22 protein-coding genes and 3 tRNA genes are annotated in these 22,002 nt (G+C 66.0%); 12 read left to right on the top strand and 13 right to left on the bottom strand.

Annotated features, from left to right (window positions below; translation table 11 throughout):
* Positions 1 to 92 precede the first annotated feature (92 nt).
* From NS184_RS11735 to NS184_RS11720, 4 genes are all read right to left on the bottom strand, one after another.
* The gene (locus NS184_RS11735) at positions 93 to 830 is read right to left on the bottom strand and encodes a YqjF family protein (RefSeq protein WP_058726298.1); all 738 of its coding nucleotides are present in this window, start codon (positions 828 to 830) and stop codon (positions 93 to 95) included.
* A complete protein-coding gene (locus NS184_RS11730) occupies positions 827 to 1,648 on the bottom strand; it encodes a nitroreductase family protein (protein WP_058726297.1) in 822 nt (273 codons plus the stop codon). The genes NS184_RS11735 and NS184_RS11730 overlap by 4 nt, the downstream gene beginning before the upstream one ends.
* Before the next feature lie 2 nt (positions 1,649 to 1,650).
* Positions 1,651 to 1,983, bottom strand: coding sequence for a hypothetical protein (locus NS184_RS11725; RefSeq protein WP_152998189.1), 333 nt, complete (start codon positions 1,981 to 1,983; stop codon positions 1,651 to 1,653).
* Positions 1,984 to 2,067: 84 nt separating this feature from the next.
* Positions 2,068 to 2,505, bottom strand: a complete 438-nt coding sequence (locus tag NS184_RS11720) for an Lrp/AsnC family transcriptional regulator (protein ID WP_058726295.1) — start codon at positions 2,503 to 2,505, stop codon at positions 2,068 to 2,070.
* A gap of 298 nt (positions 2,506 to 2,803) precedes the next feature.
* Between NS184_RS11720 and ddaH the strand changes: the two genes are divergently transcribed.
* Both ddaH and rocD read left to right on the top strand, forming a co-directional pair.
* A complete protein-coding gene (gene ddaH / locus NS184_RS11715) occupies positions 2,804 to 3,691 on the top strand; it encodes a dimethylargininase (protein ID WP_058726294.1) in 888 nt (295 codons plus the stop codon).
* Positions 3,688 to 4,917 (top strand): ornithine--oxo-acid transaminase, encoded by a 1,230-nt coding sequence (gene rocD / locus NS184_RS11710; protein ID WP_058726293.1) that lies wholly within the window; start codon positions 3,688 to 3,690, stop codon positions 4,915 to 4,917. Before ddaH ends, rocD begins: the two co-directional genes overlap by 4 nt.
* Positions 4,918 to 5,046: 129 nt before the next feature.
* Here rocD and NS184_RS11705 read toward each other — a convergent pair whose 3' ends face one another.
* Complete coding sequence (locus NS184_RS11705; protein ID WP_058726292.1) at positions 5,047 to 6,039, bottom strand: NAD-dependent epimerase/dehydratase family protein; 993 nt, start codon at positions 6,037 to 6,039, stop codon at positions 5,047 to 5,049.
* Positions 6,040 to 6,097: 58 nt separating this feature from the next.
* Entirely contained in the window at positions 6,098 to 6,637 is a 540-nt protein-coding gene (locus tag NS184_RS11700; RefSeq protein ID WP_152998188.1) for a hypothetical protein, read from the bottom strand.
* Between the two features lie 302 nt (positions 6,638 to 6,939).
* Between NS184_RS11700 and NS184_RS11695 the strand changes: the two genes are divergently transcribed.
* Positions 6,940 to 7,950, top strand: a complete 1,011-nt coding sequence (locus NS184_RS11695; RefSeq protein ID WP_058726290.1) for an aldo/keto reductase family protein — start codon at positions 6,940 to 6,942, stop codon at positions 7,948 to 7,950.
* A 348-nt stretch (positions 7,951 to 8,298) separates the two neighbouring features.
* On the opposite strand, the gene NS184_RS17900 is transcribed toward NS184_RS11695, so the two are convergent.
* From NS184_RS17900 to NS184_RS11690, 3 genes are all read right to left on the bottom strand, one after another.
* On the bottom strand, positions 8,299 to 8,847 hold the full coding sequence (locus NS184_RS17900; protein WP_152998187.1) for a hypothetical protein: 549 nt from the start codon (positions 8,845 to 8,847) through the stop codon (positions 8,299 to 8,301).
* A 5-nt stretch (positions 8,848 to 8,852) separates the two neighbouring features.
* Entirely contained in the window at positions 8,853 to 9,980 is a 1,128-nt protein-coding gene (locus tag NS184_RS17475) for an XRE family transcriptional regulator (protein WP_083513657.1), read from the bottom strand.
* Between the two features lie 164 nt (positions 9,981 to 10,144).
* A complete protein-coding gene (locus NS184_RS11690; protein ID WP_058726289.1) occupies positions 10,145 to 10,624 on the bottom strand; it encodes a hypothetical protein in 480 nt (159 codons plus the stop codon).
* Positions 10,625 to 10,774: 150 nt separating this feature from the next.
* On the opposite strand from NS184_RS11690, the gene NS184_RS11685 reads away from it, so the two are divergent.
* From NS184_RS11685 to NS184_RS17465, 7 genes are all read left to right on the top strand, one after another.
* Positions 10,775 to 11,173, top strand: a complete 399-nt coding sequence (locus NS184_RS11685; RefSeq protein WP_058726288.1) for a hypothetical protein — start codon at positions 10,775 to 10,777, stop codon at positions 11,171 to 11,173.
* On the top strand, positions 11,173 to 12,576 hold the full coding sequence (locus NS184_RS11680; RefSeq protein ID WP_058726287.1) for an FtsK/SpoIIIE domain-containing protein: 1,404 nt from the start codon (positions 11,173 to 11,175) through the stop codon (positions 12,574 to 12,576). Before NS184_RS11685 ends, NS184_RS11680 begins: the two co-directional genes overlap by 1 nt.
* A complete protein-coding gene (locus NS184_RS11675; RefSeq protein ID WP_058726286.1) occupies positions 12,573 to 12,980 on the top strand; it encodes a hypothetical protein in 408 nt (135 codons plus the stop codon). The genes NS184_RS11680 and NS184_RS11675 overlap by 4 nt, the downstream gene beginning before the upstream one ends.
* Positions 12,967 to 14,328, top strand: coding sequence for a replication initiator (locus tag NS184_RS18935; RefSeq protein ID WP_345969010.1), 1,362 nt, complete (start codon positions 12,967 to 12,969; stop codon positions 14,326 to 14,328). Before NS184_RS11675 ends, NS184_RS18935 begins: the two co-directional genes overlap by 14 nt.
* 518 nt (positions 14,329 to 14,846) lie before the next feature.
* Positions 14,847 to 15,659: a tyrosine-type recombinase/integrase gene (locus NS184_RS18365; protein ID WP_193750455.1), complete on the top strand. Its 813-nt coding sequence runs from the start codon at positions 14,847 to 14,849 to the stop codon at positions 15,657 to 15,659.
* A complete protein-coding gene (locus tag NS184_RS17890; RefSeq protein WP_152998185.1) occupies positions 15,656 to 16,444 on the top strand; it encodes a DUF7662 domain-containing protein in 789 nt (262 codons plus the stop codon). The genes NS184_RS18365 and NS184_RS17890 overlap by 4 nt, the downstream gene beginning before the upstream one ends.
* Positions 16,445 to 16,590: 146 nt before the next feature.
* Entirely contained in the window at positions 16,591 to 18,231 is a 1,641-nt protein-coding gene (locus NS184_RS17465; protein ID WP_083513655.1) for a DUF6119 family protein, read from the top strand.
* An 85-nt stretch (positions 18,232 to 18,316) separates the two neighbouring features.
* Here NS184_RS17465 and NS184_RS11660 read toward each other — a convergent pair whose 3' ends face one another.
* The 4 genes from NS184_RS11660 to NS184_RS11645 all read right to left on the bottom strand — a co-directional run bounded on the left by NS184_RS11660 (position 18,317) and on the right by NS184_RS11645 (position 19,417).
* Positions 18,317 to 18,943, bottom strand: a complete 627-nt coding sequence (locus NS184_RS11660) for a metallophosphoesterase family protein (protein WP_058726283.1) — start codon at positions 18,941 to 18,943, stop codon at positions 18,317 to 18,319.
* 185 nt (positions 18,944 to 19,128) lie between these two features.
* Positions 19,129 to 19,201, bottom strand: a tRNA-Phe gene (locus NS184_RS11655).
* A 1-nt stretch (position 19,202) separates the two neighbouring features.
* Positions 19,203 to 19,279 (bottom strand) — tRNA-Asp (locus NS184_RS11650).
* A 65-nt stretch (positions 19,280 to 19,344) separates the two neighbouring features.
* A tRNA-Glu gene (locus NS184_RS11645) sits at positions 19,345 to 19,417 on the bottom strand.
* Positions 19,418 to 19,719: 302 nt separating this feature from the next.
* Here NS184_RS11645 and NS184_RS11640 point away from each other — a divergent pair.
* Together NS184_RS11640 and NS184_RS11635 are read left to right on the top strand one after the other, a co-directional pair.
* Positions 19,720 to 20,994: a M23 family metallopeptidase gene (locus tag NS184_RS11640; RefSeq protein WP_058726282.1), complete on the top strand. Its 1,275-nt coding sequence runs from the start codon at positions 19,720 to 19,722 to the stop codon at positions 20,992 to 20,994.
* Between the two features lie 34 nt (positions 20,995 to 21,028).
* Positions 21,029 to 22,002 (top strand): coiled-coil domain-containing protein (locus NS184_RS11635; protein WP_430733541.1); only part of this gene is annotated, 974 nt, incomplete at its 3' end.

The raw sequence follows: 22,002 nt of genomic DNA, 5'->3' as shown, positions 1-22,002 counted from the left end.
TTGTACCGCCGCACGTGTCGTGCCCCACCCAGCCCGCCGTCCCCCGACGGGTGCGTCGAGGACGACCGACCCCGGAGTCGCCGACGCGACGCTCAGCGCCCCAGGCCGAACCGCGTCGTGACCCCCGGTGCGTAGAGCACCGAGTCCGGCTCGAGCCCGGTCAGCGCGAACGGCAGCCCGGCCGCCGCGACGAGGTCGTCCCGCAGGCGCACGATCGACGCCCGGTGCAGCGGCCACGTCTCGTGCTCGTTCGGCCAGAACCGCGTCCGACCGGCCCGGTGCACGTGCATGCCCCACCGCGCGGTGAGGAACGTCTCGAGCGCGGTCGGCTCCTCGATCGGGGCACCGATCTCCACGTCCACCAGCGAGCGCGTGCGGGTGCCGTGCCGACGCATCGCGTAGGCGGCACGGTCCGGCTCCGGTCGGCGGAACTCGGCGTGGGCCCACCAGTACGGGAGCGCCGTGGCGACCCGTGCTCCGAGCGTCGGCAGGAGCTTCCCGGCGTCGAGCGACAGGAACACGACCCCGTGCCGACCCTGCTCGTCGACGGTGTAGACGCGGACGTTCACCTCGACGAAGTCGCCGACACGTCCGACCCGGACGGGCGGGAACGCGGTGTCGGTGAACCGGAACGCGATGAGCCCCACCCACGTGGTCGTGCCGTCGTCGACACCGTCGGCGCCGAGGGTGTCCGGCCGGACCCCGGACGGCAGGTGCGGTGCGACCGCCGACACGTCGACCCGCCAGTGCACGAAGACGACGTCGAGCCAGTCCTGCTGGATCCACGGCCGACCCGGCAGGCGCGGGGCAACCGCCGTGATCGCCGTCACCGGAGGTCCGCCCCGCCCGCCGGTGCAGCGTCGTCCCAGCCCTGCTGCGGGGTGTCGCACGTGCCCCGGAACACGTACTGCGACGGCCGCTTCCGCTCGCTCGACGTCCAGTCGATCGCGGGGCGCCGGCGCTCGGGCGGCAGGTACCCGATCCGGTACACGGCCATGAGCTCCAGCGACGACGGGACCCGGAGCAGCCCTTCGATCTCCTCCCATGCTCCCGGGGTCTCCATCGGGAAGGACACGAACTGGATGCCGAGGCCGAGCTCGGTGGTGGCGAGCCAGACGTTCTCCATCGCCGCACCCATGCTGAACACCGAGTAGAAGCCCGACAGCTCCTCCTTCCGGTACTCGTGCCGGTCGAGCATCACGCCGAGGAGCAGCGGCGAGCCGGCGACGAGCTTCCGGTTCTCCTCGCCGAGGGTCTGCGGCACGCGGAGGGTGTTCATGAGCAGCTGTCCGCGCTTCGTGAACACCTGCTTCGTGAACGGCTTGAGCGGCCCGGGGAGCTTGTCGAAGAGCATCCCGTCACGCCGCTCGTCCATCTCGGCCTGTGAGAACCGGAAGTACGGCCTGTACCGCTCGAAGAACGTCCCCTCGGCCATCGTCCGCGTCATCGAGGACCCGCTGATCTGAGCGATCCGGTCGATCGTTGCCCGCTCCTCGACGAGCACGAACCGCCACGGCTGGCTGTTGAGCTGCGACGGCGCCCGCCCCGCGAGCTCCATCAGCAGCCGCTGGTGCTCCTCGGACACGGGGTCGGGCAGGAAGTGCCCGTTGGTCGTGCGTCGGCGTCGGATGGCCTCGAAGAGCTCCATGCTCACCTCTCTCGTCGTCCGCCCGCGAGCAGCGCCCCCAGGTAGGACGGTGCGGCGGCGACCGCGACCCTCCAGTGTGCTCCAGTGCGGGAGTTCGTCCTCGGAGCGACGGCCAGCGGCACGAGCGCGGGCAGCAGGAACAGCGCACTCCGGTCACGGGTCCAGACCGGCGTGGTCGCGGCCATCCCGGTCAGCGTCGCGGTCACGACGAACAGGCCGTGGTGCACGACCCGGAGCTTCTTCGTCCGCACGAGACGCACCGCCACGGCCGTGCCCCAGAGGCAGTTGGCCGCGTACGCGGCGCTGGCGGCGGTGACCATCCGCCGGGCCGCCACGGACCGTCCTGGAGGCACGCCGCGCCTCCAGGCTGTCGTCTTCCGTCCCACAGGGGCGAACCTACGCGCCGGGGGCGACCCGCTTCAGGCGGATTCGCGGGTGACCAGCTTCGAGAGCACGATGGCGCTCCTCGTGTGGTCGACCTGCGGCGCGAGCCGCACCCTGTCGAGGGCCTCCTCGAGCGCGGGGAGGTCCCTCGACCGCATGTGCACCACGGCGTCGGCGCTGCCGGTCACCGTCCCGGCGTCGATCACCTCGGGCACGCTGTCGAGCAGGGAGCGCAGCTCGTCGGGGGAGACGGTGCCGCGGCAGTAGAGCTCGACCCAGGCCTCGGTGCCGCGGTCCTCGACGGCGGGGTCGACCTTGATCGTGAACCCCTGGATGACCCGGTCGGCGACGAGCCGGTCGACGCGACGCTTCACCGCCGAGGCCGAGAGTCCGACGACCGACCCGATGTCGCCGTAGCCGGCGCGGGCGTTCTCCCGGAGCTGGTCCAGGATGCGGTGGTCGAGCGAATCCATTCCACCGATGCTACGCGTGCTTCTTGCACGCCAGGTGGGTCCCGCGCACGAAACGTGCGTCACCCGAACGGGTGCCAGTGGCCCGCAGTGTGGGGGACTGCACCGGGTGGAATGTGTGTGCCAGGGGTGGTGCGTCGTTGCTCGGGTGTCACTGTTCCGCTACGGCGAGTCTGTGCAAGACTCGTCGTGGCGTCGACCTGGTCCGCTACGGCGAGTGAGCCTGCATCTCGCCGGAGCTCTGCAACTCGTCCAGTGGTGGTTCCTGGCAGGCTCGGGCCCCGGTCCCCCAGGAGGACTGATGTCGAACACCGCTCCCGAATCCCTCGCCGCACCGGCACGCGTCGCCACGAAGCGCACGATCCTCATGTGCAAGCCGACCCACTACACGGTCAGCTACCGGATCAACCCGTGGATGCACCCCGAGGAGCCGACCGACACGTCGAAGGCCGTCGAGCAGTGGCAGTCCCTCGTCGACGTCTACGAGCAGCTCGGGTTCGACATCTCCTACATCGAGCCGATCGAGGGGCTGCCGGACATGGTCTACGCGGCCAACGGCGGCTTCGTGCTCGACGGTGTCGCGTACGGCGCGAAGTTCCAGTACCCGGAGCGCCAGCCCGAGGGCCCCGCCTACATGGACTGGTTCCGGAGCGCCGGCCTGACCGTGGCCGAGCCGGAGGAGACGAACGAGGGCGAGGGTGACTTCCTCCTCATCGGCGACACCATCTTCGCCGGCACCGGCTTCCGCTCCGACAGCACCTCGCACGAAGAACTCGCGAAGATCTACGGCCGCGAGGTCGTCACGCTCAAGCTGATCAACCCGAGCTTCTACCACCTCGACACCGCGATCGCCGTGCTCGACCCGGAGCCCGACGCCTCCGGTCGCTCGAACATCGCCTACCTCGAGAGCGCGTTCGACGAGCCCTCGCTCGCGATCCTGCGCGAGCGGTTCCCGGACGCGATCATCGCCACCGAGGAGGACGCCGCGATCCTCGGTCTGAACTCGTACTCGGACGGCTACAACGTCGTGATCGCGTCCCGCGCGACCACGTTCGCGTCGCAGCTGCGCGAGAAGGGCTACAACCCGATCGGCGTCGACCTGTCCGAACTGCTGCTCGGTGGCGGCGGCGTGAAGTGCTGCACCCTCGACCTGCACCCGGTCGGCACCGGCAACTCGGTCGCGCGATGACGACCGCGACCGGCACCGGCACCGCCACCGCTGCTGCGCTCGCCGTCGAGGAACGCTCGCTCGCCCACAACTACAGCCCGTTGCCCGTCGTCATCGCGTCGGGCGACGGTGCGTGGGTGACGGACGTCGACGGCAAGCGCTACCTCGACGGGCTCGCCGCGTACTCCGCGGTGAACTTCGGCCACGGCAACGCTCGGCTGCTCGACGCCGCCCGGGCGCAGCTCGACCGCGTGACGCTGACCTCCCGCGCGTTCGTGAACGACCGGCTCGGACCGTTCGCCGCTGCCCTCGCCGACCTGACCGGCACCGACATGGTCCTCCCGATGAACACCGGTGCCGAGGCCGTGGAGTCCGCGATCAAGGTCTCCCGCGCCTGGGGGTACCGGGTGAAGGGCGTCCCGGCCGACCGCGCCACGATCATCGTCGCGTCCGGGAACTTCCACGGCCGCACGACCACGATCGTGTCGTTCTCGGACGACCCGACCGCGCGCGACGACTTCGGGCCGTTCACGCCCGGGTTCCGCACCGTGCCCTACGGCGACGCGGCTGCCCTGCGCGAGGCGATGGACGAGACCGTCGTCGCCGTCCTGCTCGAGCCGATCCAGGGCGAGGGCGGCGTGGTCATCCCGCCGGAGTCGTACCTCCCGGCGGTCCGCGAGGTCTGCGACGAGTTCGGCGCGCTGCTCGTCGCCGACGAGATCCAGTCCGGGCTCGGGCGCACGGGCCACACCCTCGCGGTGCAGCGGGTCGGTGTCACGCCGGACCTCATCACGCTCGGCAAGGCACTCGGCGGCGGGATCGTCCCCGTGTCCGCCGTGGTCGGTCGCCGCGAGGTCCTGGGCGTCCTGCGTCCGGGCGAACACGGTTCGACCTTCGGCGGGAACCCGCTCGCGGCCGCCGTCGGCTCCGAGGTCGTGGCGATGCTCGGCGAGGGCACGTTCCAGCAGCGGGCGCTCGACGGCGAACCGGTGCTGCGGGGCCTGCTCGACGACCTCGTCGGTCAGGGCGTCGTGACACACCGCGTGGCCGGACTCTGGGCGGGGATCGACATCGACCCCGCGCTCGGTACCGGCAAGGAGATCGCGCACGACATGGCCGACCGCGGTGTCCTCGTGAAGGACACCCACGGGTCGACGATCCGCTTCGCGCCACCGCTCGTCGTCACCGATGACGAGGTGCGCCACGCGATCGACGTGCTCGGCGAGATCCTGCGCGTCCGCAGCTGACGGGGCGGGCGCGCGCCGTGCCTCCCGGTCGGTGGGCGGGTGCGCGCCCTCCGCACGTCGCACCGCGAAAGCGACATCGAACCAGGTCCGCAACCCGGTTCGATGTCGCTTTCGTGGTTCAGTGCGCCGTCAGACCGCCCAGCGCTCCGCGAGCTCGTCCATCAGCCCGTCGAGCCGCTCGTCGACGACCTGCTCCTCCGGGTGCGCCTCGTACCAGGCGATCACCTCGCGCACACCCTGCCGGTAGGGGATCCGCGGCCGGTACCACGGCACGAGCGAGCGCACCTTGCTGTTGTCGAACACCGAACTGTTCGCCTTGTCGCCGAGGAGCGCCGCGCCCCACTCCGGATCGACCGCGTTGATCGCGTCCGCCGGCACGTGCACGATCTGCAGGTCGTCCACCCCGGCAGCGGCCGCGATCTCCTCCGCGATCTGGTTCCACGTCGGCGCCTCGTCGCTCGTGATCGTGAAGGCCTCGCCGATCGCCTCCGCACGGTCGAGCAGCCCCGTGAACCCGACCGCGAAGTCCCGGCTGTTCGTCAGCGTCCAGAGCGACGAGCCGTCGCCGGTGATGATCACCGGCTTGCCCGCGCGCATGCGGGCGACCGCGGTCCAGCCGCCCGTCAGCGGGAGCTTCGTCTCGTCGTACGTGTGCGACGGCCGGATGATCGTGACCGGGAAGTCCTGCTCCCGGTAGGCCGTCATGAGCAGCTCCTCGCACGCGATCTTGTCGCGTGAGTACTGCCAGTAGGGGTTCTTCAACGGCGTCGACTCCGTGATCGGCAGGTGCGTCGCGGGTGTCTGGTACGCCGACGCCGAGCTGATGAAGACGTACTGGCGCGTCCGTCCGGCGAAGAAGTCGACGTCTGCCTGCACCTGGTCCGCTGTGAAGGCGATCCAGTTGATCACCACGTCGAACCGGCGGTCGCCGAGTGCGTCCGCCAGCGCTGCGCGGTCCGAGACGTCGGCCTGGAGGCGCGTCACACCATCCGGGATCGGCCTGCCCCCGGTGGTCCCCCGGTTGAGCACCGTCACGTCGAACCCCTGCTCGACGGCTTCGCGGACGCACGCGGCGCTGATCACGCCGCTCCCGCCGATGAACAGGACACTCGCTCCGGTCATGGATGCTCCTTCGCTCCCCGCGGCACCGCGTTGCGCCGCACCCCTGCGATCCTGCACCTCAGGGACTGGACCGTGTGCCGAGGACTGCGCGCAGCGACGTGACGTCCGCTGCCCACTCGGCGGCGATCGGGTCGATCCAACCGAGGAGTTCGATCGCGTAGTCGTGATCCCGCCGCAGGTCGCGAGCATGGATCGGTTCGTGGTGTGCGGCCCGGTTCCGGACGAAGTGCAGCTGCTGCAGTCGCTCGCGAACCCGGCGCTGGCGTGTGAGGAGGTCCTCGTCGCCGAGTGGGAACGCCCGGTGCAGCGCAGGGGTCCACAGTGTCGTGAGGTACCGCGACTCGACGAGGTACCTCCAGAAGCCGAACAACAGTTCGGCGACGACGCGTCCGTGCACCTCCGGGCGGCGGCCGTTCCGGCTGGCGCGCACCCTGGCTTTCGCCAGGTCAGCGCGACCGCGACCGTCCAGGGGGAGGCCGTCGAGCCAGGAGCTCCACTGCCGTCGCCGCGCGAGTTGGTGCAACTCGGTGTCGAGTGCGTTCCGGACGAAGACCTCGACGACACCAGTGAGCTCCATCACCGACGCGGAGGCCCGCATGTTCCATTCGTAGAGCGACAGCGCACCAGCTCGGGTTCGCGTGGCGAGATGGTAGGACCGGAACCGATCGGCTGTGATCAACCGTTCCAGCGCAGCTTCGTGCATCACTCCCCCTCTGCTACCGTTGTCCTCGAAGACCCCGGAACGATCACTGGCCCTGGCCACATCGCCGGGGTTTCGTCTTGCCCGGGCGCACGGCTCTGATACATCACCCTACAGTTGCTGGTGGCCGTGCGGGGCCGTTGGACTACCGTCACGGTTCGGACCGCACCGACGCGGTCCACGACAGGAGTGACACGCACATGGAGTACCGCTACCTCGGGAACTCGGGCCTCAAGGTCTCCGAGATCACTTACGGCAACTGGCTGACCCACGCCTCCCAGGTCGAGAACGACGCGGCCATCGCCTGCGTCCGGGCAGCGCTCGACGTCGGCATCTCGACGTTCGACACCGCCGACGTCTACGCGAACACCGGTGCCGAGACCGTCCTCGGCGAGGCGCTGAAGGGGGAGCGCCGCCAGTCGCTCGAGATCGCGACGAAGGTGTTCGGCCCGACGGGACCGAGGGGCCACAACGACACCGGTCTGAGCCGGAAGCACATCCTCGAGTCGATCGACGGGTCGCTCGAGCGGCTGCAGACGGACTACGTCGATCTGTACCAGGCCCACCGGTTCGACCACGAGACGCCGCTCGAGGAGACGATGCAGGCGTTCGCCGACGTCGTGCGCGCGGGCAAGGTGCTCTACGTCGGCGTCTCCGAGTGGACGGCTGACCAGCTCCGCGCCGGTGCCGCGCTCGCGAAGGAGCTCGGCTTCCAGCTCATCTCGAACCAGCCGCAGTACTCCGCGCTCTGGCGGGTCATCGAGGGTGAGGTCGTCCCCACGTCGCAGGAGCTCGGCATCTCCCAGATCGTCTGGTCGCCGATCGCGCAGGGCGTGCTGACCGGCAAGTACCAGCCCGGCCAGCCGCTGCCGGAGGGCTCGCGTGCCACGGACGACAAGGGCGGCGCGAAGATGATCGAGCGCTTCATGAACGACGAGGTGCTCACGGCCGTGCAGGAGCTCAAGCCGATCGCCGACGAGCTGGACCTGTCGATGGCGCAGCTCGCGGTCGCCTGGGTGCTGCAGAACGAGAACGTGGCGTCGGCGATCATCGGCGCCTCGCGACCGGAGCAGGTGCACGACAACGCGGGTGCGGCCGGCGTCCGCATCCCGTCCGAGCTGATGTCGCGGATCGACGATGCCCTCGGTGGCGTGGTCGAGCGGGACCCGGCCAAGACGAACGACAGCAGCCCGAAGACCCGCGAGGCGTAGCGCGTCGAACCACGTTCCCGACGTCGAACCAGGCCCGCTGCCCGGTTCGATGTCGGGAACGTGGTTCGATCCGCGCCGGACGCGAACAGGTGCCGCACACGCACCTGGTGCCGCACACGGTCCACCGGGAACGCGAAAAGGCCCCCTACCGGAGTAGGGGGCCTTTCACCGTGGCTGGACACGGCATCGATCCGTGGACCTTTCGATTTTCAGTTGAAGGCGTCGGCGCAGACGGCATCGAATGGTCTCCGTTTGTCGCCTGAGGTCTGTGATCCGGCGGTGGTCAGTCGCAGATCGGACCAGAGGGTTTCAGCTGAGCTACCGGCACCAAACCGGCACGCCGTCGATTCAGTTGAAGTCGCGCGCCGAGGAGAACGGAGTGATCAACTTGCGGCCGTCAGGACTTGCATTCTGAATCGCGACAGCAATCTCAAAAGCGTCCTGTCCGGTAATTTCCTGGTTTGCGCACAGTCGGCGCAGCACACCGACTGTATCTTCAGCTACGCATCCGAGGTTTTTAGCAAGTGTGTAGGCTGCTTGATCATCGGTCACGAAAACGGAGGACTTATACTCCTGGATCTGCGTGATTGCGTAAATAGTCTGGCTCTCACCAAGGTGCTTGAGTGGCTCATCTTCTTTGCCGCCGAAGCGATGCTTCCGAATCGACTCGATGGCCTTAAGTGCATTATCTTCGTCAAACTCAACCACTTGATTGAACCAAGTGGGAACATCCAATGACGCAAGGTTTGGCACGTGATTAGAGGATCGTCCGATTTCGTGCGCCACTGCCTCGACGAGGTGCCCGCGCTCACCCAGGTATGCTCTGAGTAGATCAAGCTTATTTACCCACGCAAAGTTCACGAATACCGTGTTGTCGGGGAAGAAGAAGGACTGCACGTTGTTTACGCAACTTCGAGTTGCTCGGGATTGCCAACTACGCTATCGGGCGAAGACGCGAATATCTTGTAGGCTTCGTCACTATCAATACCCAAAATCGAAGCCAGAGGGTTGAGCGTCGCTTGTCCTGCGTAGAACGCCCTGAGATAGCTCGACGCGATCCTCAATGGAGGTCGGGGAGCGCGCGCGGCTTGATCACGCTCGAATTGGTCAGGCGTTCTTCCGAGCTCCGAGGCAATGTTCGCTGAGGTTCTGCCAGCGAGTTCCTGCCTTGATTTTTCGTTGAGGCGCCTGAGGTTAAAGAGGCGCCACGAGAAGGACTCCGGCGAAAGAGCAAATTCCCACGCGAGTTGCTGGTGTGTTACCTGGGAGTCGCTGTATGCGGCCGCAATTTCTTTGGCTGGAGCCAAGAATGACGCTGCAAAAACATTTGCGCGACGCTCTCGAATGCTCGAAGGCTTCCCAAGCTTCTCCCGAATGACTTCTTGATCGGCGTCGTGTCCTAGAATGTGACCCAGCTCGTGGGCTAGCGTGTACCGCTGTCGAGCGGCACGGTCGGTGGTCCCCAAGAGGATTACACGGAGGGATCCGTCTTCGTACGACATGCCGTCACAGCCATCGGGCAGATCTGCGACAACAATGTCGAGATTGAATGTCTCCTCAACGTGAGCAATCAAGTCGGCATTGCTCAGGTTTCGTAGGTTGACAGGAAACTTTGAAAGAGCCCATTCGGCGAGAGCGTTTCCTGCTGCTACGAAGGATCCAGGCAGCGCGGGAGCATCGTCGACAAAGTTTGCTGGCGGGAGGAACCCGAGCGCTTCCAGGCCCTCGTGGTGCTGAGCGAGCTCTCTGATCGCCCGCTCACCTGCCTTGTTTGCGTCCGACGTCGTGGAGGCGTTTAGCCGATGAGCGAAGGTCCAAGAGCGCGACGAAGCGCCCGTCAACAGCCAGTCAACGGTTCGGTTTCCGAGCTGCGCCAGCAGCGCAAGCTCGAGTGATGTGAAACGGCGGTTGCCAGAGAGCGACTTGCTGAGCTTGGTCGGGTCGATGCCGATGCGCTCCGCGATGGTGCGCTGCTGCTGACCCGTTTCGTCGATGATCTGGCGGACACGCCCTACGACGGGATCTTCCATGCCGGCAGCTTACCAGAGTTGCGATTTTCGCAGTTGGGTGGGTGCTGGGCGATTCCGCTGGTGCGCCACCGAGGAGCGCCCGGACCGCAGCGGAGCGAGGACCGGACGCACCGCAGGCGGCGCAGCCGGCCGCTAGGCCGGCCTTGAACGAGTAGAGAAAGTTCTCACAGGTCGCCCCGCGCGCCCTCGTCCGCTGCAATGCGCCGCTGTGCTGCGTCACCGACCGGCCCACCGAGGTCACGCAGGTCGTAGAGGGACAGTGACGGGATGCCTGCCCTGACCGTCTCGATGTCCGGAGAGTCCGACATGAGCTGCTGCACTGCGGCCAGGGTTGCGTCGGAGTACCGGCGGATGAAGCCCTGCGAGCCCGTGTCCTGAGCGCGCGCCAGGTCGGAGATCACTGGCCGTGGTTCGTGTACGCGGTGCGCGTACGCAGAGAGCACTGCCCGAAGTTCAGTTCCGGCCTTCGAGATCTTGTGAGCGTCGGAGATAGCTGCCCGGAGCTCGTCCTGGACGTCTGCCGGGCCTTTAGGCCAACGGATCCGGCTCAGGTGTTCCGCATCCTTCTTAGCCTTCTTGGCGAGCGTGGTCAGGGCAGCAAGAAGGGTCGGCGGGACGGTGCCCCACTCGATCGCTGACTCCATGTTTGCCTCCGTCCCTCAGGCTACCGTTCGCGCGCGCGTCTCCTGCTGAGCGGACTCCGGCAACATCTGCGTTGGGAGCAAACATTTGTTGACAGGTTTAGCAAACGTGTGCAGACTGGGATCAACAGCAACGATCGAGAGGAGCCAGAGATGGCGATCCAGTCAGCAATCCCGGTGAGCTTCGACGCGTACTTCCCGAAGGGCGCGTTCATGGTGGGGGAGGTCGAACCGGTCGTGAAGTGGTCTGATGACGGCCAGCGTCAGGGGCAGGACCTTGACAAGAACTCCGGTCAGCCGATGTGGCAGGTGCGCGTCATCGACGCCGACCCTGACGCACGCAAGGGCCAGAACGAAGTCACGGTCAAGATCATCAGCATCAGCGAGCCGGTGGCTCCGCCGGAGATCCAAGGCCTCCCGTTCCGTCCGGTCGTCTTCGATGGTCTGTCGGTCACGCCGTACGTGAAGGAGAACGGCGGTCGACCGCGCGTCGCGTACTCGCTTCGGGCTCGCGAGATGAAAGCCGCCGCCAAGCCACGGGGTGGTGAGTGATGAGTTGGTCCGTTCGTAAGGAGGTCCGCTACTGGGCTGACGAGTTCGAGGGGTTCGCCCGACGCTTCCGGTGGGTGCTGATCGGGCTGATCATCCTCACCCTCGTGGATCTCCTGACGACCTGGTTGCCCCTTGCGTGGTGGTTCAACGGCTTCGTGGCACTGATCTTCGTGCTTCGCCGTCTGCGGGTGTGGGGCAACATCGACGAAGCCCTCCACCGAGCGCAGCAGCGCTCGATCTCCCGGCACATCGTGGCCGCCTGGCCAGCTCTTGCGCAGACGCTCCGGCTTGAAGCGCATGGTCCGAGTGGATCGCACATCGCAGCCGGTATCGGTTCACCGAGCTGGGACGCAGACGCGTGTCTTGTGCCGCTGTACCTCCCGAGCGGGCTCACGTCCGGAGACGTCGGAGCCCACCTGGACCGGATTGCGGCGGCATTCGGGGCGCGTCGCGCCACCTTGTCCGGGACGCGGATCGATCAGCTCGAACTTCGCCTGTACTACGCCGACCCCCTTGCCGAACCATTCGTACTTGCTCCAAGCGATGAGTGGGACGGGCGAGCGGTCACGATGGGTCGGACTGAAGAGGGCGACGATTGGAGGCTCCGTCTCGGCCCGCACACGCTGGTTGCTGGCGCTTCGGGAAGCGGCAAAGCGTCGATCGTCTGGGCGCTCCTCTTGGGGCTCGCCGGCGCAGTCCGATCCGGGATGGTCGAAGTGTGGGGCGTCGACCTCAAGGGCGGCATGGAGCTCGGGATGGGTAAGCCTCTCCTGACTCGCTTCGCAAACGACTCGGTGCATGCGGTGACCATGCTCGAGGAGGCCGTCACTCAGATGCAGGCACGGGCTCGCGACCTCGCCGGGACGACTCGGCAGCACGAAGCGTCTACCGAGGTTCCCCTCGTGATCGTCCTGATTGACGAACTCGCTGCTCTCACGGCGTACGAACCAGACCGGGATCTGCAGCGCCGGGCGAACGCGAGCATCGCAACGCTGGCGTCACAAGGGCGCGCTGTCGGCTTCGTGGTGATCGCGTGCCTGCAGGATCCACGCAAGGAGACGCTGCCCGCGCGGGGGCTCTTCACCCAGACAATCGGGCTTCGTCTCCGTGACCGGACCGAAACGTCGATGGTGCTCGGGGACGGCTCTGTCGCCGCCGGTGCGCTCTGCCACGAGATTCCGATCGGCGCGCCCGGCACCGCCTACGTCCTGTCGGACGAGCTCGCGACACCGCAGCGGGTGCGTGCTGGATACGCGGACGATGCCCTGATCACGAACACGGCACGAGCTTTCACAGCGCCGCGCTTCAAGCCGGTGGTCGTACCTGAGGCACAACATGCGCGTGAGCCCGCCCGTCCGCGACGTCGGACGCGGAGCACTGCTCAATCGAAGGAGGAGTCATGAAGAACATCGCACGATCCGCACTGGTCATCGTCGTCGCTGGGGTGCTCGTTGCCGGCGGTGCGACCCTCGGCCAATTCACCGCAGGGGAACACGCTCCAGCCGCGGTCGAGGCAAAACCGTCGATGTGCAACCTGCGCATCTCGTGGGACACAACGAACGGTGCAGAGCACGCGGTCTACGTCGCGCCAGATCTTAAAGACCGTTCACTCGTCCAGCGGTACGGGCACATCGCGAACCAGTCGTGCACTGATGCGCAGCTCACCGACTGGATCGATCAACGACGCAAGGAGCACGCCGCGGTCGACGTCTGCCGTCCAGTGTTGCGCACAGACGATGTGACTGGGTACGTCTACCCGATCGGATGCGCGGTCCCCGAACTGGTGGTGTCTGATGGGCCTCGCTGAGTCAGTCGCGCGGCGTCTCCGTAGTCCGGAGTTCGACCGTTGGATGCGGGGTGCCGCCCGGGTGGGCTTCTGCACGAACCCGGTTCGGCTGGTCGGAGCATCCACGACCTTCGGATCTGAGACGGGGGAGGAGCGCGCCAGGTTCTCGTCTGCAGACCAGCCGGACCACGTCCTCTTCACTCGCTGCGGCAACCGCCGCGCACAACGCTGCGCCTCGTGCAGCCACGAGTACAAGGGCGACACCTGGCACATGATCATGGCTGGCGCAGCCGGCGGTATGAAGGGCGTTCCCAACTCAGTGGCTGCCCACCCCATGGTCTTCCTCACACTGACCGCTCCTTCGTTCGGAGCCGTACACGGCGCGGCCTGCGCCCGGGCCAAACCCTGCAGACACGGTCGTCGACCGGAATGCGGGACCGGACACGGAGGAGGCGGTCCCGAGTTCGGTGATGCGATCTGCCCAGACTGCTACGACTACGAGGGCCACGTGGTGTGGCAGTACTTCGCGTCCGAGCTGTGGAGGCGATTCACCATCCAGCTTCGGAGGGAGCTCGCCAAAGTCCTTGGCATGAGTCAGCGAGAGGCTTCCACCCTTGTCCGACCACAGTTCGCGAAAGTGGCGGAGTTCCAAAAGCGGGGCGCCGTCCACTTCCACGCGATCGTCCGACTCGACGGTGTCGACAGGGATGATGCTTTCCCAGCGCCAGATGATCGCATGACGACCGCTCACCTGACGCAAGCGATCCGCCAGGCTGCCCGTGCGGTGCGCTATCAACCGCCCAGCCTTCCCTCAGGACGCCTACCGAACGTGCTCCGTTGGGGGAGGCAGATCGACGTGAAGCCGATCGTTCGAAGCGAAGGCCTAGATGGACGGCTGTCGGATCGTGCCGTCGCCGCCTACATCGCCAAGTACGCGACCAAGGCGACGGAGGATTTGGATGCGGGGGCCTCGCCTCGTCCACACCTCGTCAGGCTCCGCGACATCGCCGAGCAGATTGGCGTCGCTGCAGAACCGCAGTCGCCCTACGTACTTCTTGAACGCTGGTCGCGGATGCTCGGCTTTCGTGGCCACTTCTCGACGAAGTCCAGGCGCTACTCGGTAACGCTCGGTTCTCTCCGGGATGCACGACATCAGTGGCGACTTGAACGCATCGCCGCGGCTGCAAGTGAGCCTGACGCGGGAGAAGTCGAGAGCGTGCTCGTCATTGGGCTTTGGTCCTACGCCGGGATGGGGTGGACTTCGCAAGGCGACAAGGCTCTCGCGATCGAGGCTGCCCGTGCGGCGAGGGAATGGAGAGATTCGCGAAACACCAAGAGGTCAGACAAAGGAGACGGCGATGTTCGCTGATCAGGAAGCTCACGAAGAAACGACACTCGTCGAGGAGGACGTCTACCTCACGCGACGCGAGGCGGCTGCTCGTTGCCGTGTCCCGCTCTCGACTTTCGATGCGCTCCGCCGCCAGTCCAGGGTTCCATACCCGGACGCGCGCATGGGGAAACACATGCTCTGGAAGACCTCGACCATCGTCGGCTTCCTTGAATCGGGTGGTACTAGTGGCCGAGCGCACTGAGCGGCTGGACCCGCGGACTCGCAAGCCGCTCCCCGAAGGAATCAGGTACCGGACTGACCGCGGGAAGTACCAGGTCCGTGTTTGGGCTACAGGTCTAAATGGGGAGGATCGAGAGCGGAGCTTCCTCGTTGGGTCGCTTGCCGAAGCGAAGCGTGTACGGAGTGAAGCTCGAACTCGGATCAAGCCAGACGGCGGTATGACCCTTGACATTTGGTACTCGCGCTACTGGCCGACGATCGAATCGAGTATCCGTCCCGCTACGGCTCGTGGTTACGACGTTGCTTGGCGACACCGCGTGCAGCCGTGGTTCGGGCACCGCAAGTTGGAGACGATCTCTGCCGGCGATGTCGATGAGGCAATCGGACAGTGGAGCGGATCGGCTTCGACGCGCAACGACGCTCTTGCCATGCTCAGCCGCTTGCTCGACGGTGCGGTCCGGTTCGGCGTGATCGGCGGGAACCCGGCACGACTGGTTCGTCGGCCTCGCGAAGACGGAGCACGGAGTTTTCGGTCGAGAGCCCTCTCTTCGGAGGAGGTTCGTACGCTTCTCGCTGCGATTGAGGACGGTCCCTACCGTGCATACCTTTCGGCACTCGTATTCACCGGGATGAGAGCGGGGGAGGCGAGTGCTCTGCGGGTGTCCGACGTCGACCTGGCGGGACGAGTGATCCACGTGCGTCGGAGCTTCTCGCCGGGGCGTAATGGTGAGTTGATCGAGCAGAGTCCGAAGAGCCACAAGGAGCGAACCGTCCCGCTTCCCGGTGTCCTTCTGCCGTCCATCGCTCTGCAGATCGAGGGCAAAAGCCGCAACGACCTGGTCTTCACCGGGTCGAGGGGTGGACGCCTGCAGGTCTCCAACGTCCGCCGTGCCGTCGACTGGCCGCGACTCCGCCTGCTTCTAGACCGGCCTGACTTCCGCATACACGATCTCCGGCACACGCTCGCAACCCTCCTGTTCGACGCTGGCAGTGCAGCCAACGACGTACAGGCGATCTTGGGTCACTCCTCGATGCAGGTCACCGAACGGTACAGCCGGGCTCGTTCCGACGCAGCGGTTCGAGCCAGCGGCGCTCTGGACCGGATGATCGGCGGAGAATCACAGTCATGACGTCCACCGAGATTCGCATGGGTCCTTGGCGGCCGCTGTACGAGTACCTCGCGCACCGTCCCGACAAAGCAAACATCAACATCACGTACGACGACATCGAGGCAATCGTGCAACTGCCTCTCCCGAGCACGGCCCGCTCGCGACCGGAGTGGTGGACCGTCATCCCCCTCAAGCAGCGAGCTCGAAGCTGGCTTGCAGCGGGTCGGCACCCGTCCGCCTCTGATGCCGGTGTCGTCTTCCGTCGAACGGAGCGCCTTGCTGCGCGCTCGCTTTCAGATCAGCGACGGTTGAGGTTCCAGATGGAGAGTCACGCCGTCAGTTCACTCCGGTTTGGGCCGAGCCGCGACGAAGTCGATCAGGGTTGGTGGGAACCGCATGACGTCTACCTCATTCACTTCCCCGAAGCGCGGGTGACGAAGGTTGGGATCACGAACTCCAGAACGGGACGCGCACAGGAACTCAGTACACCGGGCGGAACGGTTGTCCAGGCCAACCGGTTAGCAAACCGCTTCGGCGCAGTCGTTCTCGAGGGAGCTTTCCTTCAGCTAGCTGATGATTTGCGGACCGAGCCGCCACTATGGCTCGCACAGACGACGGGAGTCACTGAGTTTTGGAGCGACTCGTTCCCGACCCCATCAATCGACATGGCTTTGGCGGTCGTGGGCAGCGTCGCTGAACTCTCGAACTGGAAGGCGTCCGTGCTTCGACCGGCCGATGTGGTGGCGGTCGAAGCAAGTGAGGCGACCAACGTGAGCTGGTCGACGGAACGGCCCCGTTCTGGATGATCGGCCTCGTTTCGAGATGTCGCGTCACTGCTGCGGTCTGCTAGTGGTGTCAGGTTCACGGACCAGGCGTTTGCCCGAACCTCCCTCAAGCTTGTCCGAAATGAGCTACGCTCAGGCTAAACACGGCCGTATGAGAGGGCTCACCGATGCGTCTGACGATTTACCTTCTTAGGGATGGCGTTCCGATGGACGACACAGTGCTCAGGAGTGCGAAAACGGTCGCAAAGCTGGAACCGCGCACGACCATCGGGCTCGATGTGGCTCCATTTCTCATCTTGGGAGACCCGGACCTCCCGAACTGGGCGGCCGAACTCGACTCGATCGTTGACGTACGAAGCCATTTGGAGCAGTCTGCCAGTGCGGGTGCGGTGGTCCTGGTCAAACGAGGTGAACGCGTCTTTGCTCTTACCTACGGAACTGGATACCATGCGATTGACGCTTCGTTTGTGGAGCCCAGTTTTGGTCTTCGCGTCGCCGCGGGGCTGATCGCTGAGCGTCGGGTGAGAAGTGTCCAAACTCGTGGGGTAGCTAGTAATTCACGGGATCAGCGCACGATGCTGCCTGTGGATGGATCCTTCTCGGACCTCAATGTCGCAATCGACGAGGATTGGTTACGTCAGATATCAGGCAAAACTGAGTCGGGTTTGATTGCATCCAGTGCGTCAGGTGCTGATTCGCTTCGCCTGACCGTGCAGAGCTTCACTCTGGCAAATCTCGGGCCCAAGCTCGATGAGGTCTTCAATCTCTACGCGTCGGAAGCATTCAAAACCAAGTTTCCCTTCCTTGATCGAATTCGCCCCATCTCCACGAAGGATCCGCGGATTGAGAAACTGGATGAAGCAGTGGTCGCAAGGATTCGCGCCAAAGACTCCACTCTGAGTTTTGCGGCTCCTGATCCATTTGACGTGAATGAAGCCCAGTTCGATCACTATGAGCTGGTGTTCGGGCGTCCACTTGGCCGCTATGAGATCGACGACTTGGACTCAGGGAGTATCCTTGATCTAGCTGGCTCTATGCCTTCGGACAGGAGCCCCCTCGCCGACGTTCATGTACTCGCGCTCGATGCGGAGGGCAAGATGGTTGACCGGCGTCGAACTCTCAAGGCGTACCTCTTGGCTGAAGAGTCGATGGACGGGCAGGACTACCTGCTCACTGCCGGGTTGTGGTTTGAGGTGAGTAAGGACTTCACCGCGCAGGTCAACGCCGCCGTGGCCGCGATTCGCGATGTTTCCGAGGTTCTCAACCTGCCTGAATGGGATAGTGAATCGCTTCGTGACTCAACAGATGATCCGACGATTGAAGGTTCCTACAACAAGCTCGTCGCAGCGGAGAGAGGGTACGCGCTCCTGGACAAGGGTCTGGCGGTATTCAGTCAGTACGAGCGCCTGGAGGTTGCAGACTTGCTGACTCCAGATGGTGAGTTGCTCTGCGTGAAGTCTGCGTCGAGTTCTCCGGCTCTCTCGCATCTAGTTGCCCAGGCTGTGAACAGCTCCGTTGCGTGGGCTTCCGAGCCGCACCAAAAGGTCCTTCAAGATGCCTGGCGGGCCCTACCGGGCAATGGCGGAAAAACCCTCGAACGTGAAAGGGCAGAGTATGTCCTAGCGATCGCGACGCCAAAACCCGGCCCGCTCCACGAAAGCCTGTTCTTCTTCACGAAGGTGCTCCTTGCAAACGGGCTGAAGTCTGTAAGCGGCTCTGGTGTCGGTGTATCTCTCGCGAAGATTCCCATGAAGGTGAAGCCGGCGAGCCCGAAGCCCCGTAAGCCTCGAACGGTCTCTTTCAAATAGCATCGATGTTCGATCGGCCCCATACCCGCCTCTGACTAGTGTTGGGCGTGAGTCGCCCGTCTGCAAACGGGCGACACGGAAGCCCCTAGAAGGCCTCTTGGGGAGCTTTCGTGATCTGGGTAGAAGCAAGCCATCGGTCAACCTCTCTCATGGGGACCGGCGTGAAGTCCCACGCGTCGACGCCCACGTGCATAGCCGCGTTCTCATCGTTGAAGACCGTAGCCGAGTGAGTGTGTCCGTGCAGGAGTGGTCTGCCATCGTCGACGGGGCGGACCTTGCTGAACTTGTCGCGGGAACTTGTGTCGTAAGGGTAGTGCGACGCCCGGAGGAGACGTCCGCGCCGTGACCCGTTCAGCACCTCCGGGAGCACAGTCCACCCGGCTGCTTCGTACCGCGGCATCATCGATTGGATGCGAGTGCGAGTCTGTGTTGCTCGCGAGATCCAGTCATGATTCCCCGGGACGAGCAGCCGACGGCCGTGCAGCTGCATAGTGAGGGCAAGAGCAGCACCGACGTCGTTCATGGAGGCCATGAGGAGATCACCGAGGTGCAGCACGATGGCATCAGACGGGACGATCGAGTTCCATCGCTCGACGAGGTAGGAATCCATCGCGTTGACATCACTGAACGGACGCCTCGCGTGCTCGATGATCCGCGCATGTCCGAAGTGATGGTCTGCGGTGACGAAGTCGACGGCATCGAAGTCGAACATCGGAGCTCCAGCATCGGGTGCTCGTCGCGCAGCTTCCATGCTCCGACGCTAGCTCGATCGAGAGCCCTGGCGGAGCGGTTCGACGAAACCCAACCGGCACAGAGCCGGCACGTCGTCAACGGAGCGGCAGCGAACCCGACCCCAGAAACAAGGAAACCCCCGGCTTCACCGGGGGTTTCCTGCTGTGGCTGGACACGGCATCGATCCGTGGACCTTTCGATTTTCAGTCGAACGCTCTACCAACTGAGCTATCCAGCCGTGGCGACCCTGACGGGACTTGAACCCGCGACCTCCGCCGTGACAGGGCGGCACGCTAACCAACTGCGCTACAGGGCCATGTTGAATTACTGTCTTGCTGTCTTGCTCGGTGTTGCTCTGCTTGCCTGCTCACTCACGAAGAGTGACCCCAACGGGATTCGAACCCGTGCTGCCGCCGTGAAAGGGCGGTGTCCTAGGCCACTAAACGATAGGGCCGCAAGCGGTGCAGTGCGCTACCGATGGACAAGCATACGGATGCCCCCCGCGTTTCACAAATCGAGCCGCCCGAGCGCGTCATCCCCGGCGTGTCGCAGGTGTCCGGTCCGCCCGCGGGCATTCACTCACCGTGGAGCACCAGGCTCCGTTCCGTGCCGTCGGTGCCCGCGTGCGAGCATCGTCGTCGCACCCTGCTGCCCCTCGCACGAGGGGTGACCGGCTGCGACACCTGTTGTTACTGTTGCGTCTGTTAACAGTGTTACGTGCGTGAGCCTTGCCGCGCTGTTACGAAATCGAGACACATGTCGACCTCACCGTTCTCCCTCAGCTCCCGCAGCCGCCTCGTCGCCGCCGCGGTCGCCGTCGCGCTCGCAGCCGGGACCCTCGCCGCGCTCACGCCGAGCGGTACGGCCAGCGCCACGAGCTACCCGAGCTGGGACGACGTGGAGAAGGCCAAGGCCTCCACCCAGGCGCAGCAGGCGAAGGTCTCCGAGATCACGTCGTTGATCGAGACGCTCAAGGACGAGGCGGCGTCGAAGCAGAAGGCCGCGGAGGCGGCCGGTACGGCCTACCAGACGGCGCAGACGGCGTACGACCAGGCGACGCTCAAGCAGCAGAAGCTCCAGGGCCAGGCCGACGAGGCGAAGAAGACCGCCGCAGCGTCGGAGGCCCAGGCCGGCCAGCTCGCGGCACAGCTCGGTCGCGCGAGCTCGAGCGACGTCTCGACCGACCTCCTGACGCACCCGGGCAAGTCCGGCGACCTGCTCTACGAGCTCGGCGCGATGTCGAAGCTCAGTGAGCAGGCGGACGGCATCTACGCGCAGGCCTCGCAGGACCGCGGGACCGCCCAGGGCCTCGCCGACAAGGCGGACGTCGCGAAGCGCGCGCTCGGATCCCTCGCTGACGCGGCGGAGTCGAAGATGCAACAGGCGCAGGGTGCCGCAGACGCAGCACAGACGGCTGTCGACGCGCAGAACGACAACCAGGACCGCCTGGAGGCGCAGCTCACCCTCCTCACCACCAAGCAGCACGGCGTCGAGGCGAAGTACCGCAAGGGGGTCGAGGAGGAGAAGAAGCGGCAGGCGCGCATCGCCGCTGCGGCCGCCCGTGCCGCCGCCCGCGCTGCCGCGACGAGCCAGGGCGGCTCGGGCGGCGGGGCGCCGAACTCCTCCGGCTGGGTCCGACCGGCCGGCGGGTACCAGACCAGCGGGTTCGGCATGCGCGTCGACCCGTACACGCACGCCACGGCACTGCACGCCGGGGTCGACCTCGCGCCCGCGTGCTACTCCCCGATCTACGCCGCGCACGACGGCACCGTGACCTTCGCGGGCAACGGCGGCGGGTACGGCAACGAGGTCGTCCTGGACAACGGCGGCGGGATCTCCACCGCGTACGGCCACATCGTCGACGGCGGGATCCTGGTCGCCTACGGCCAGCACGTCAGCGCCGGCCAGCAGATCGCGAAGATCGGCTCGACCGGTTGGTCGACAGGGTGCCACCTCCACTTCGAGACCCGGGTGAACGGTGCCGCCACCGACCCGGTCCCCTTCATGGCAGCGCGGGGGATCTCGGTATGAGAACGAGCGTCGCCAGGAGGCGTTGACCCGACCCATGAAGCAGCCCGCCCGGTCCCTGACCTGCACCGCGGTCGTCGCCGTCCTCGGCATCGGCCTGTCGGTCGCCCTCGCCGCCCCGGCGCAGGCGACCCCGTCGGCCCCGAGCTGGGACGACGTGCGGGCGGCGAAGTCCGACGCGGCGGCGGCGCAGCAGACCGTCGACGAGCTCGGGTCGCGCCTCGAAGACCTGCAGGACGCGTCCGACCGTGCGTCCATCGCCGAGCAGCAGGCTGCGCAGACCTTCTCGCTCGCGGCATCGGAGCAGCAGGAGGCCCAGTCGGACCTCGACGACCTGGCCGACCAGGCGAAGCGCGCGAAGGCGTCGGCCCGCGAGTCCGCGGGTCAGGTGGCCGGGCTCGTCGTCGAGCTCGCCCGGACCGGCGGCGGGGACCTGTCGACCTCGATGCTGGTGGACACGCGGGACGCGAAGGACCTGCTCTACCGCGTCGGCACCATGTCGCACCTGTCCGAGCGCTCGGCGACCGTGCTGGCGCGGGCGCAGGCCGACCAGAACACCGTCGACTCCCTCGCCGCCCAGCAGCGGCAGGCGACGGTGGCGCTCGCGGAGGCGACCGACGCGACGAAGTCCGCGCTCGCCGAGGCGAAGGACGCTTCGTCGCACGCGCAGGGACGCCTCCAGCGTGAGCAGGACCAGCAGGAGGTCGTCCTGAAGCAGCTCGCCTACCTCAAGGGGACGAGCGTGGCCACGGAGACCGCCTACTGGAACGCGCAGCAGGCGAAGCAGGCCGAGGTCGAGCTGGCCGCACGAGCCGACTCGACGACGAGCAACGACGGCAGCGGCGGCTCGACGACGAGTCCGGCGACCGGGGGATCGACCGCGACGAACCCGGGCACCGGCGGCGGCTCCACGACGACGAACCCCGGTTCCGGCGGCGGTTCCACGTCGACGAAGCCCAGCGGCGGCGGTGGCTCCTCGAGCAACCCGGCGCCGAGCAACCCGAGCCCGGC

This window comes from Curtobacterium luteum (assembly GCF_001475545.1).
In the GTDB taxonomy this organism is placed as follows: Bacteria; Actinomycetota; Actinomycetes; order Actinomycetales; family Microbacteriaceae; genus Curtobacterium; species Curtobacterium luteum_A.
Note: the sequence above shows the minus strand (reverse complement) of the source record. Positions and strands in the feature narration are given on the sequence as shown.